This is a genomic window from uncultured Jatrophihabitans sp., assembly GCF_964246335.1.
Lineage (GTDB): Bacteria > Actinomycetota > Actinomycetes > Mycobacteriales > Jatrophihabitantaceae > Jatrophihabitans.
Map to the genome: position 1 here is coordinate 1 of NZ_CAXTQF010000054.1, position 12,503 is coordinate 12,503.

Here is a 12,503-nt window from a genome sequence, read left to right on the forward strand (position 1 = left end):
CCGTCTCCCGCGCACCGTCTCCCGCGCACCGTCTCTCGCGCGCCGTGGCCCTGCGGCAACCCCCTTCGGTGATCAACAGTCGGTAATGCGCTCCCGGACGACCAACTTCTGCTGTTGATCACCGAGAAGGGGTGGCGGGCGCCCGTAGGCTGGAACTGTGAAGTACGCATGACCGGTCCCGGCAACGCCAACGGCGCACGGACCTCCATCATGACCATCGACGACGACCCGGGCGTCTCGCGCGCGGTCGCCCGCGACCTGCGCCGCCGCTACGGCGACACCCACCGCATCGTGCGCGCCGAGTCCGGCGAGAAGGCGCTCGATGCGTTGCGCGAGATGAAGCTGCGCGGCGACTCGGTCGCCGTGCTGCTGGCCGACTACCGGATGCCCGGCATGAGCGGTCTGGACTTCCTGGAAGCCGCCGCCGACCTCTACCCCGGCGCGCGGCGGGTGCTGCTGACCGCGTACGCCGACACCTCGGCGGCCATCGACGCGATCAACGTCGTCGACCTCGACTACTACCTGCTCAAGCCGTGGGACCCGCCGGAGGAGAAGCTCTACCCGGTGATCGACGCCCAGCTCGAGGCGTGGGCGGCCACCGATCACCACCCCGTGCCGGAGACGAAGGTCGTCGGCCACCGGTGGTCGGCGCGCTCGTCGCAGACCCGCGAGTTCCTCGCCCGCAACCAGGTGCCCTACCGCTGGTACACCAGCGAGACCCCGGAGGGGAAACGGCTGCTCGCCGCCGCGGAGGCCGACGAACACACGTTGCCGTTGGTGATCACGCCGGACGGCACGGCGTTGGTCGCGCCGTCCGACGCCGACATTGCCGGCCGTGTCGGGCTGAGCACCACGCCGGCGAAGGACTTCTACGACGTCGTGGTGATCGGTGGCGGCCCGGCAGGGCTCGGCGCGGCCGTCTACGGCGCGTCGGAGGGCCTGCGCACGGTGCTGATCGAGCGGTTGGCCACCGGTGGACAGGCCGGGCAGAGCTCGCGCATCGAGAACTACCTCGGCTTCCCGGACGGCGTCTCCGGCGCGCAACTGACCGAACGGGCGCGGCGACAGGCGGTGCGCTTCGGCGCCGAGGTGATCACCACCCGCGACGCCGCCACGCTCGAGGTCGCCGGCCCCGCCCGCACGGTGCGCTTCGCCGACGGCGACTCGATCGAGGCGCACACCGTCATCCTCGCCACCGGTGTCTCGTACCGGAAGATCGACGCACCCGGCTGCGGCGAACTCACCGGCCGCGGCATCTACTACGGCTCCGCGCTGACCGAGGCGTCCGGCTGCGTCGACCAGGACGTCTACATCGTCGGCGGCGCGAACTCCGCCGGGCAGGCGGCGGTCTACCTCGCCCGGCACGCGCGCTCGGTGACGCTGCTGGTGCGCGGGACGTCGTTGCAGGCCTCGATGTCCTACTACCTCGTCCAGCAGCTCGAGGCGATCGACAACATCCACGTCCGCACCTGCACCGAGGTCGCCGAGGCGCACGGCGACGGTCACCTCCAACGCCTCACGTTGCGCGACAACGCCAACAGCACCACCGAGACCGTCGACGCGCCGTACCTGTTCGTCTTCATCGGCGCCGCGCCGCGCACCGACTGGCTCGACGGCGTGGTGGTCCGTGACGAGCGGGGTTTCGTGCTGGCCGGCCCGGACCTCGGCACGGCCGACGCTCCGCCGGCGGGATGGAATCTGGACCGCCATCCGTTCCATCTGGAGACGAGCGTCCCGGGCGTCTTCGTGGCGGGCGACGTGCGGGCCGAGTCGGCCAAGCGGGTCGCCTCCGCGGTGGGGGAAGGCGCGATGGCCGTGATGCTCGTGCACCGTTACCTCGAGGGGCTCTGATGACACAGACGTTGCCGTGTGACGCCGCCGAACTGCGCACCCTGTTCCTGTTCGAGAAGCTCGCCGACGATCAGCTGGACTGGTTGTGCAACCGGGGCCGCATCGAGCTGTACGAACCGGGGACGCTGATCGCCGAGGGCGATCCCGCCACCTGCTTCTACGTGCTGATCGACGGCGAGATCACGATGTCGCGGCGCGTCGGCAGCGACGACGTCGAGATCAATCGCACCGATCAGCGCGGCGTGTACGTCGGCGCCTGGGGTTCCTACCTCGGCGACCGCGCGTCGCAGCAGTACAAGGCGAGCGTCCGCGTTCTGCGCGCCGCGCGGTTCTACGTGCTGTCGGCCGAGGACTTCGCCACGGCCATGCACGAGTGGTTCCCGATGGCCGTGCATCTGCTGGAGGGCCTGTTCCTCGGCAACCAGCAGCGGCAGGCCACGATCGGTCAGCGCGAGCGGCTGCTGGCGCTCGGCTCGCTGTCGGCCGGCCTGACGCATGAGCTGAACAACCCGGCCGCCGCTGCGGTGCGGGCGACGTCGACGCTGCGCGATCGCGTCATGCACATGCGGCAGAAGCTCAAGGCCATCGCCGGCGGCGCCTGGGATCGCGCGCAGCTCGAGACCCTGATGGATCTGCAACAGCGCGCGGCCGAGCAGGTCGGCAAGGCGCCGGACCTCTCGCCGCTCGAGGCATCGGACCGGGAGGACGTGCTGTCGGACTGGTTCGAGGAGCACGGCATCCGCGACGGCTTCCAGCTCGCGCCGACGTTCGTGCAGGCCGGCCTGGATGTCGACTGGCTCGAGCGCGTTGCCTCGACCGTCGGCGACGGCATGCTCGAAGGCGCCGTCCGCTGGCTCAACTACACGCTCGAGACCGAGCTGCTGATGAACGAGATCGAGGACTCGGCCACCCGGATCTCGTCACTCGTCTCCGCCGCAAAGCAGTACTCGCAGATGGACCGCGCGCCGAACCAGGTGCTCGACATCCACGAGCTGCTCGACAGCACGCTGGTCATGCTCAGCCGCAAGATCGGTTCGGACGTGCGGGTCGTCAAGGAGTACGACCCCACGCTGCCGAACATCCCGGTCTACGGCGCCGAGCTGAATCAGGTCTGGACCAACCTGATCGACAACGCGGTGCAGGCGATGGACGGCCACGGCACGCTCACCCTGCACACCGAGCACGACGACGACTGCATCGACGTCACGATCGGCGATACCGGCCCCGGCATCGCCGAGGACGTCGTCGGCCGCATCTTCGAGCCGTTCTTCACGACCAAGCCGGTGGGCGAGGGCACCGGCCTCGGCCTGGACATCTCCTGGCGCATCGTGGTCGACAAGCACCACGGCGACATCGCAGTGACGTCCGCGCCGGGCGACACGCGGTTCCGGGTCCGGCTGCCGATCCGCGCACCCGAGCGCGTCGCCGAACCCGCCTGACCACCGCACCGGCCGGTGATCCCGACTGCCCGCGCGATGAATCCCCACTGAGCCTTGCCGGGACGAGGCGCAGTGGGGATTGATCACGAGTCAGGCGTCGACCGGCGGTGCACTGCCCAGCGCGGCCAGTTCGCGCTCCACCATGGCCTCGTGCTCCCGCTCTTCGCGACGCGCCCGGCCGGGGCTCCAGAACCCGGTGAGCAGGAAGATCAACGGGATGAACACGACCTCACCGCCCACGGCGATCCAGAAGTAGTGCTGCCACTGCTTCGGGGACGCCGCCGCAGCTTTCTGCGCATCGTTCAGCGTCGCGGCATCGGACTTGGTGATGTTCTTGCCCAGCGACGTCAGCTGCGCCGCCGCGGCAGCCACCTTCGGCCCGGACGTCTGCACGGTCTGCAGATCCGCGGCGGGGACGGTCGCGAGATCCTGCAACCGGGCGACTGCCGCCGCCGGCGTGATGTGCAGCTTCGCCACGATCTCGGTGACCGCCTTCGCGCCGGCCGCCTTGTCCGTAGGCCGCAGCGCGAGGGTCGTGAGCGTCGCCTGGTCGACGGCCTGGGCAGCAGCCAGCGCGGGGCCGTGCTGCGCCGAGATCGTCACCACCTTCACGACGTCGGCCTCGGGCACGCCACTGATCTCGCTGAGCGCCTTGGCCTGCGCGGCCTTGTCGTTCGGGTTCGCCGACAGCGCAGCGCTCGTCGCCTTGTCGATCTTCTGCGCGGTGGCGATGTCCTGCGGATGCGCGGCGGCGATCTGCTGCGCCACCGGACCCTTCTCGACCAGCGTGGACACGGTGTTCACGATGTGCGGGACGATGAACACCGACACCGCGATGACGATGCGGATGACCAAACCCCAGATCGCGAGGCCGGTCGCGGCGAGCGCCGGATTGCGCTTCTCGACGGTCTCGGTGAAGCTCGCCATCCACGGCGCGTACGCCACGCCGAGGAACACGGCCAGGACGCTCAGGATCACCACGAACGCGGTGTAACTGGTGTCCGGGTGGGTGGCGCGCGTCGCAAAGATCACCGTCATGATGATGGCGCCGATGGCGCCGATGACCATGAACGGCTTCCGCACGCGCACCTTGTCCGACAGGTAGCCGATGATCAGTAGCGCGGCGGCATCGAAAGCCCAGATCCAGTTGCCGAGGCCGTTCGCCTTGTCCTGCGAGTATCCGAAGATCGTCTGGAAATAGACCGGGAAGAACCCGACCGCAACGTAGTAGATGATCAGGAAGACGCTGATCGCGAAGGCCGAGAGCACGATGTCCGGCTTGAGCATCTGCCGGAACGGGTGGCGCAACGACGCCTCGACATCGATGCCGGCGGCCCGGGCCTCGATCAGCGCGCGGTCGCGCGCGGAGACCATCAGCTGGTCGCGCAGCCGCGGCGTGAGTTCACGCAGGAAGATCGCGGACAGCGCCGCGACGACCAGGCCGACGATGCCGGCGGCGGCGTACTGGTTGTGCCAGGGCGTGGAGTTGCTGGTGCTGCTGATCTGGATGCTGACGACCAGCGAGCCGAGCACCGGGCCGAGCGTCCAGAAGCCCATCGCCGAGGCGCGGCCCAGCTGCGGGCTGAAGTCGCGGATCAGCGCCGGCGTGGCCACCAGGATGACGCCCTCGACGAGCCCGATCGCGGCGAACACGATCGCAAAGCCGATCTTGCTGTCCGCGAGCGGGATGCCGAACAGGCACAGCAGCGCGACGATCACCAGGCCGATGGTGATGATGTTGACCCGGCCGACACGGTCCGCGACGCCGGTGACGAACGAGGCGATGGCGCCGAGGATGTAACCGACGACGGCGATGTTGACGTAGTAGACGAACGACATGTGCGTGTCGACGAGGATGCCGTTCTTGCCGTCCGTGCCCGCAGCCACAGCACCGGCCAGATAGAACTGGTAGTAGAGAACGATCGTCGCCAGCACCACGATGCCGAGGCACAGGTATCGGCGCCCCGGGCTGGGATAGCGGTCCAACTCGGTACGCCGGACCGGCCGCTCGGTCACCGTCGCCATTCGTCACCCCTGTGTGATTTGCGCCATGATGTGAACGATTGTTTACTTCAGCCGACCGGAGGGCCGATGTCAACCGTCCGCGCCGCAACGGACCGCGAGGTAGACGTGTTCGTGCAGCTGTTCGCCGACGAGCCACACCTTGCGACGTTCAGCGAGCCGGCCCGTCGGCTGCTGGCCGTTGCGGCGGCGCTGTTCCACCGGCAGGGTGCCGCCGCCACGTCGATCCGCGACATCACGACGGTGTGCCGCCTGACGCCGGGGGCGTTCTACCGGCACTTCGCGTCGAAGGACGACATGCTCGACGCGTTGGTCGGGCTCGGCCACGCGCGCATGGAGACCCGGGTCGCCCATGCACTGGCCGAGGCCGGACCCGACCCGCGGACGCGGCTCGCCGCCTTCGTCGGCGCGTACGTTACGGGGCACCTCGAACAACCCGAGCTCGCGCAGGTCGTGCGCCGCGAATACCTGCACCTGTCCCCGGAACGGCACCGGGCAGTCGTGGCACGACGCCGCGCCCTGCGCACGCAGCTCGCCGACCTGCTCGCCGACGGGATCGCTGCCGGTCAGCTGAACCTGCCGGGCGGTGCAGCGGACCGCACGCGCGTCGCGGTGATGCTGCTGGACATGTGCAGCCGCACGTCCGACTGGTACCACGCGGACAGCCAACAGACGCCGCAGCAGATGACGCAGCTCTACGTCACCGCTGCGCTGCGGCTAGCCGGCGCGGCCTAGAGGTTGGCGATGTCGGCCTGCTTGGCGCGCACCGCCTCAGCGGCCTCCCGCAGCCCGGCGAGCTCGGACTCGGTGAGGTCACGCTCGACGATCCGCTTGACGCCGCTGCGGCCGATCTCTGCCTCGACGCCGAGGTACACACCGTCGATGCCGTACTGGCCGTCGACCCAGGCACAGACCGGGATGACCTGCCCGGAATCCTCGATGACCGCGCGCGCCATGCGTGCCGCAGCAGCCGACGGCGCGTAGTAGGCCGAGCCCGTCTTCAGCAGCGCGACGACCTCTGCGCCGCCGTTGCGGGTGCGGGTGACGAGCTCCTCGACCTTGTCCGCGGCCATCACGTCCGCGAGCGGCTTGCCGTCGACGAAGCATGCGGACGGCACCGGGACCATCGTGTCGCCGTGCGAGCCGAGCGTGAGCGTCTGCACCGAGCTGACCGGCACGCCGAGTTCGGCGGCGACGTTGTTGGTGAACCGCGCGGTGTCGAGCACGCCGGCCTGGCCGAAGACGCGCTCCTTGGGGAACTTCGAGGCCAGCTGGGTGAGCGCCGTCATCTCGTCCAGCGGGTTGGACACCACGATGATCACCGCGTCCGGCGAGTGCCGGGCGATGTTCTCCGCCACGCCACGCACGATCTTCGCGTTGACCTCGAGCAGGTCCATCCGGCTCATGCCCGGCTTGCGTGGCAGGCCGGCGGTGATGACGACGACGTCGGACCCGGCGGTCGCCTCGTAGCCGTCACCCTCGGCGGTCGTGGTGGCGCCGACGACGGTCGTCTCGAATCCCTCGACGGGGCGCGACTGGTTGAGGTCCAGCGCCAGCCCCTCCGGCTTGCCCTCGACGATGTCGGTCAGCACGACGGTGTCGAAGACGTCGTACTCGGCCAGCCGCTGGGCGGTCGTCGACCCGTAGAAGCCGGCGCCGACGACGGTGACCTTGCCGTGGCGGGTGGTGTCGGACATGCGTTCTCCCTGTCGTCGCTGCAACTGATTCGGAGGCTATGCCACTACCCGGTCAGGTATGCAGCCGGATGTCCACGGCGAGCATTGCGACACCCATGACGAGGTAGCACACGACGTCGAAGATCCGGCCGCGGACGGCCAGCTGACCGGCCCGCCCGCTCGGCAGCACCAGGCGCAGCAGCCCCGCGACGACGGCGGACACCGCGACGACGCCGGTGGCCGGGCGCCATTCCCCCGGATTGACGACGAGGTAGCAGAACGCGGCCAGCAGGATCGCGAGGACGAGCAGGAACGCGCTCTGCTCCTGGACCCAGCGCCACGCCCGGCCGAGCACGTCAGGCGTGCACGGGCGCGTCGGCAGCGTGCTCGGCCGCCTCGACGACATTGCGCAGCAGCATGGCGCGCGTCATGGGCCCGACACCGCCGGGATTCGGGGTGCGGAAGCCGGCGACCTCGGCAACATCCGGAGCGACGTCGCCGGCGATCTTGCCGTCCACCCGGCTCACCCCGGCATCCAGCACGGCTGCGCCCGGCTTGACCATGTCCGCGGTCACCAGGGACGGCGAACCGGCCGCGGCGACCACGATGTCGGCCTGTCGGACATGCTCGGCGAGGTCGCGCGTCCCGGTGTGGCACACCGTGACGGTGGCGTTCTCGCTGCGCCGGGTGAGCATCAGCGCGAGCGGCCGGCCGACGGTGATGCCCCGGCCGATGACGACGACGTTCGCGCCCGCGAGCGGGACGTCGTAACGACGCAGCAGTTCGATGATGCCCGTGGGCGTGCACGGCAGCGGCGCCGGCTTGCCGAGCACGAGCCAGCCGAGGTTGGTCGGGTGCAACCCGTCGACGTCCTTCGCCGGATCGACGGCTGCGAGGATCGCGAACTCGTCCAAGCCGGTCGGCTGCTGGACGAGGAACGCCGTGCAGTCCGGGTCGGCGTTCAGTTCGGCGACGACGTCCTCGACCTGCTGCTGCGACGCGTCGGCGGGTAGATCGCGGCGGATGCTGGTGATGCCGATCGCCGCGCAGTCCTTGTGCTTGGCGTTGACGTACCAGCGACTCGCGGGGTCGTCGCCGACCAGCACGGTGCCCAGCCCGGGACGGATTCCGCGCTCGGCCAGGGCACTCACGCGGTGCGCGAGCTCGTCCTTGATCGCTTTGAGCGTTGCTGTGCCGTCGAGGATGGTGGCGCTCACGCTGGCCGATTGTGCCAGCCGGTCCGTTACCGCGACGGGGTGTACGTCGCGGGCCCGTTGTTCGGCCGTGCGGTCTTGTCGCGCATCGCGTACATGAGCGCGCCGCCGACAATCGCGAGCAGCGCAGCGGCGATGGTCAACCAGTAGCCGATCTGCGGCCCGCGGGACATGTCGATGCCCATCCGCGTCGCCCCGTCCCAGCTGCCGCCGGCGTCGGACGGGATGTTGTTGAACTGGTTCGGCACGAGGAACCACGCGATGCCCGCCGTGACGAGGGCGACCACACCGACGATCATGCTGTTGCGCGCCGCTGCGGCCACCGGTCCGTGCGCGCCGCGCTCGAAGCGGCTCACGACCTTGCCGCGCATCAGGCCCGCGACGCCGAGACCGGCGATGACGAGCAGGATCGGCGCCAGCAGCCCGATCTTGCCGTCCTTCCAGGAGTACAGGTCGGACTCGGCGCGCAGCGCCAGGTGCCCGTGATATGTGCCGGTCGGGCTGAACCACGGCGTGAACACGCCGATCACGGCGAGCAGCGCAGCGGCCGGGATCAACCAGGCGACCGACGGCGGCCGCTGCGCCGGCGTCGGCTGCGGCGGCGGGGGCGGGGGCGCCTGCCAACCCTGGGTCACCGGCTGCTGCGGGGGCGTCTGCCAGCTCGGCGCCACCGGCCGCGATTGCGGGGGTTGCTGCGGGCCCTGTTGGCCCTGCGAACCGTGCTGCGGGGTCGGCGAACCTTGCTGCGGGGTCGGTGAACCCTGCTGCGGGGTCGGTGAACCAGGCGGCGGGTAGGTCATGGCGTTGCCTCCCATTTCGCGGGCCGGCACCCGCGATGAGGAATCTCAATCAGTTAACATCAACTTTACCCCGGGCTGTCCGTACGTAACCTCAGCCACCGAGGCGGACGCCGAAGACGCCGACCAGCAACATCGCATGCCCCACGTCGATGTGCGCGCCGCGCAGATCGGCCAGACGCGGGTCGAAGACGTCGAGCAGGGCCCCGCGCAGATCCGCGTCGCGCAGATCGGTGTTGCCGAGGCGGACGCCGCGCAGATCGGCCCCGGCGAAACTGCACTCGCGCAGGTCGGTGTCGACGAGGTTCGCCTCGGTGAGGCGGGATTGCGACAGATCGCGCCCGCGCAGCTTCAGCCCGCCCAGCGCGGTTCGGGTCAGATCGCACGTCGTGAATGTCGTGCCACGCACCTGCGCATCGACCATCATCGAACCGGTCAGCTTGCACCCGTCGAACCGGGCGTCGGTCAGCCGCGCTCCGCCGAACGTGCAGGCGACGAACGTCGAGTTCGAATGCCTGGAGAGCGTGAGGTTCGCGTCCGCGAAATCGCAGCCCACGAACGTGCAGCCCGTCGTCGTCAGGTCGGCGAGGTCGGACTCGACGAAGTTCTCGCCGTCGAACTCACGATCCGTCCAGGTCTCGCCCGGCGCGTCGAACACGACCGGATGTCAGTGGAAGAAGTGCCGCGCGCCGGTGAAGTACAGCGCCACGCCCGCAGCCTTTGCGGCGGCGATGGTGTCCTCGTCGCGGATCGAGCCGCCCGGCTCGACGATCGCCCGCACCCCGGCGTCGATGAGCACCTGCGCACCGTCGGCGAAGGGGAAGAACGCGTCGGACGCCGCTACCGATCCGGCGGCCCGCTCGCCGGCGCGTGCCACGGCCAGCTTGCACGAGTCGACGCGGTTGACCTGCCCCATGCCGACACCGACGGTCGCGCCGTCGGCGGCGAGCAGGATGGCGTTGGACTTGACGGCGCGCACCGCACGCCACGCGAAGACGAGGTCGGCGAGTGTCACGTCGTCCACCGCGTCGCCGGCCTGCAGCGTCCACGCCGCGGGATCGTCGCCGGGCGCGTCGATGGCGTCAGCGGTCTGCAGCAACAGGCCACCGGAGATCGGCCGGCGCTCCACCGTCGGGCCGGCGGGGCGCGGCTGGGCCAGCAGCACGCGGGTGTTCTTGCGCTTGCTCAGCCGCTGCAGGGCGTCCGCGTCGTAGGCGGGGGCGACGATCACCTCGGTGAGCACCTTCGCGATCTGTTCGCAGAACTCGTTCGTCACCGTGCCGTTGGTCGCGATCACGCCGCCGTAGGCGCTCGCCGGGTCACAGGCGTGCGCCTTGGCGTGCGCTTCGGCGACGTCGCGGCCGATCGCGATGCCGCACGGGTTGGCGTGCTTGATGATCGCGACGCACGGCGCGGTGAAGTCGTACGCGGCCCGCCAGGCGGCGTCGGCGTCGACGTAGTTGTTGTAGCTCATCGAGGCGCCGGACAGCTGCTCCGCGCCGGCGACTCCGCCGACCTCGCCGGGCTTGACGTAGAGCGCCGCGCGCTGGTGCGGGTTCTCGCCGTAGCGCAGCACCGCGGCCCGCTCGTAGCTCTCGGCCACCCAGCCCGGGAAGCCGGTGGCCGTGCCGTCGACCTCGTCGTCGGGCGCGACGACGTTGCCCAGCCAGGACGCGACGCCGATGTCGTAGGCGGCGGTGTGCCGGAACGCGGCGAGGGCGAGTTGCCGGCGCGCGGTGAGGTCGTAGCCGCCGTCGCGCACCGCCTCCAGCACCTCGGCGTAGCGGTTCGGATCGGTGACGACCGCGATCGACCCGTGGTTCTTCGCGCTGGCCCGCACCATGGCCGGACCGCCGATGTCGATCTGTTCGATGATCTCCGGCTCGGACGCGCTGCTCGCCACCGTCTGCGCGAACGGGTACAGGTTGGACACGAGCAGCTGGAACGACTCGATGCCGAGCCCGGCGATGGTCTCCACATGCTCCGGGTTGTTCTGGTCGGCCAGCAGGCCCGCGTGCACGTGCGGGTGCAGCGTCTTGACCCGGCCACCCATGATCTCCGGGAAGCCGGTCACCTCGTCCACGGCCGTCACCGGCACGCCGAGGTCGCGGATGCGCGCGGCCGTCGACCCGGTGGAGACGATCTCGACGCCGGCCTCGTGCAGCCCCCGAGCCAGGTCGTCCAGGCCGCTCTTGTCGTACACGCTTATCAGCGCGCGCCGAATCGCGATCTTGGTCATGCAATCTCCTCGCAGAGCTTTCGGACGGTGGCGACGTAGAGGGGTTTCTCCGCGGCCTGGATGCGTGCTTGCAGGGTCTGCTCGTCGTCGCCCGCCTCGACCGGCACCTCGACCTGCGCGATCACCGGCCCGGTGTCGACGCCGTCGTCGACCCAGTGCACGGTGACGCCGGTGTAGGCGTCGCCGGCCGCCAGTGCGTCCCGGATCGCGTGTGCACCCGGATGGGCCGGCAACAGCGCCGGGTGGGTGTTGACGATGCGGAAGCGGGCGACGAACGACGGCGCGAGCACCCGCATGAAGCCGGCGAGCACGACGAGGTCCGGCTCGTGCGCGGCGACGAGCTCGGCGAGTTCGGCGTTCCAGGCGCTGCGGTCCGGGCAGGCGTCGAGCGCGAGCGCGAAGGTCGGCACGCCGGCGTCGGCGGCGCGTTGCATCGCTGCACAGCCGGGCCGGTCGGTGCCGGCCGCGACGACCGCGCGGCCGAGCACGTCGTCGTCGAGCAGGGCCGCCAGGGTGCTGCCGGTACCGGACGCGAGGACGACGAGACGGGGCTCGGCATCGGCCTGCGTGGGCACGCCGACCACCCTATCCAGCGAGTTTGTCGCCGTCCTTGCCGGTGCTGCCAGTGGTGTCGGCGCTGTGCCCGCGTGTGCGCCCGGACGACCGCGCGGCATCGCCCACGACGGCCAGCAGCGGCTGCTCGGTCTCCGCGCTGCGCCGACGCACCATGCCGGCGACATCTGCGACGAGCATCGCCAGCGCACCGAAGACGCCGACCTGCACGCCCAACGCCAGCCCGAACTGCCATGGTGAGGCCCCGACGGCGCTCAACTGCGCAGAGCCGACCGAGCCGCCGCCCAGCCACGCGAGCACGACTCCGGCGAGCGCCGCCACGCCGGCGGCCGCGCCGAGCACCCGCCACCGCCCGATCCCGGCGCCGAACCTGCGGGCGCCGCGTGCCGCGTACGCGCCGGCGGCGAGACAGGTGACGGCGGCGAGCGTCCACACCGGCCAGCTGGCGCCGTGCCCGGTCGGGAGCGCGCCGAGCACCGGGAAGGCGGGCAGCGTGCCGTGCGTCGTCGAGACCAGCGAGACCGAACTCCCGGTGCCGACGGCGAACCCGGGTCCGGCGAGGTACGACGCCCCGGCCACGACCGCGTTGGGCGCGGCGAGCAGCCCGAGCGCCAGGACAGGCGCGGCGGACCAGCCCCCGCCGACGACGTCGGACAACTCGCCGACCCGTCCGTGATGGACGACCAGTGCCC

Annotated in this window: 11 protein-coding genes and 1 pseudogene (1 of these 12 running past the window's edge); 3 read left to right on the forward strand and 9 right to left on the reverse strand. The window is 70.6% G+C overall.

From position 1 onward, the window contains the following. Positions 1–168: 168 nt before the first annotated feature. Positions 169–1,851 (forward strand): FAD-dependent oxidoreductase, encoded by a 1,683-nt coding sequence (locus ACFFCN_RS14245; protein ID WP_375492634.1) that lies wholly within the window; start codon positions 169–171, stop codon positions 1,849–1,851. Continuing rightward, entirely contained in the window at positions 1,851–3,290 is a 1,440-nt protein-coding gene (locus tag ACFFCN_RS14250; protein ID WP_375492636.1) for an ATP-binding protein, read from the forward strand. Before ACFFCN_RS14245 ends, ACFFCN_RS14250 begins: the two co-directional genes overlap by 1 nt. A gap of 90 nt (positions 3,291–3,380) precedes the next feature. On the opposite strand, the gene ACFFCN_RS14255 is transcribed toward ACFFCN_RS14250, so the two are convergent. Beyond that, positions 3,381–5,315 (reverse strand): MFS transporter, encoded by a 1,935-nt coding sequence (locus tag ACFFCN_RS14255; protein WP_375492638.1) that lies wholly within the window; start codon positions 5,313–5,315, stop codon positions 3,381–3,383. Between the two features lie 66 nt (positions 5,316–5,381). On the opposite strand from ACFFCN_RS14255, the gene ACFFCN_RS14260 reads away from it, so the two are divergent. After that, the gene (locus tag ACFFCN_RS14260) at positions 5,382–6,047 is read left to right on the forward strand and encodes a TetR/AcrR family transcriptional regulator (protein WP_375492640.1); all 666 of its coding nucleotides are present in this window, start codon (positions 5,382–5,384) and stop codon (positions 6,045–6,047) included. On the opposite strand, the gene mdh is transcribed toward ACFFCN_RS14260, so the two are convergent. From mdh to ACFFCN_RS14300, 8 genes and pseudogenes are all read right to left on the reverse strand, one after another. Beyond that, entirely contained in the window at positions 6,044–7,009 is a 966-nt protein-coding gene (mdh, locus tag ACFFCN_RS14265; protein ID WP_375492641.1) for a malate dehydrogenase, read from the reverse strand. The two genes, ACFFCN_RS14260 and mdh, sit on opposite strands and share 4 nt — an antisense overlap. A 52-nt stretch (positions 7,010–7,061) precedes the next feature. Then, on the reverse strand, positions 7,062–7,394 hold the full coding sequence (locus tag ACFFCN_RS14270) for a DUF3017 domain-containing protein (protein WP_375492643.1): 333 nt from the start codon (positions 7,392–7,394) through the stop codon (positions 7,062–7,064). Then, the gene (locus ACFFCN_RS14275; protein WP_375492645.1) at positions 7,345–8,205 is read right to left on the reverse strand and encodes a bifunctional methylenetetrahydrofolate dehydrogenase/methenyltetrahydrofolate cyclohydrolase; all 861 of its coding nucleotides are present in this window, start codon (positions 8,203–8,205) and stop codon (positions 7,345–7,347) included. The genes ACFFCN_RS14270 and ACFFCN_RS14275 overlap by 50 nt, the downstream gene beginning before the upstream one ends. A 26-nt stretch (positions 8,206–8,231) precedes the next feature. Next, positions 8,232–9,002 carry a hypothetical protein gene (locus tag ACFFCN_RS14280; protein WP_375492647.1) on the reverse strand — a complete coding sequence of 257 codons (771 nt, stop codon included), beginning with the start codon at positions 9,000–9,002 and terminating at the stop codon, positions 8,232–8,234. Positions 9,003–9,093: 91 nt separating this feature from the next. Further along, positions 9,094–9,657, reverse strand: coding sequence for a pentapeptide repeat-containing protein (locus tag ACFFCN_RS14285; RefSeq protein ID WP_375492649.1), 564 nt, complete (start codon positions 9,655–9,657; stop codon positions 9,094–9,096). Between the two features lie 9 nt (positions 9,658–9,666). Continuing rightward, positions 9,667–11,238 (reverse strand): bifunctional phosphoribosylaminoimidazolecarboxamide formyltransferase/IMP cyclohydrolase, encoded by a 1,572-nt coding sequence (purH, locus tag ACFFCN_RS14290; protein WP_375492650.1) that lies wholly within the window; start codon positions 11,236–11,238, stop codon positions 9,667–9,669. Then, positions 11,235–11,813, reverse strand: coding sequence for a phosphoribosylglycinamide formyltransferase (gene purN / locus ACFFCN_RS14295; protein WP_375492652.1), 579 nt, complete (start codon positions 11,811–11,813; stop codon positions 11,235–11,237). Before purN ends, purH begins: the two co-directional genes overlap by 4 nt. Positions 11,814–11,823: 10 nt before the next feature. Beyond that, positions 11,824–12,503 (reverse strand): annotated as a pseudogene (locus ACFFCN_RS14300) (DUF6350 family protein); it runs 669 nt beyond the window's last position.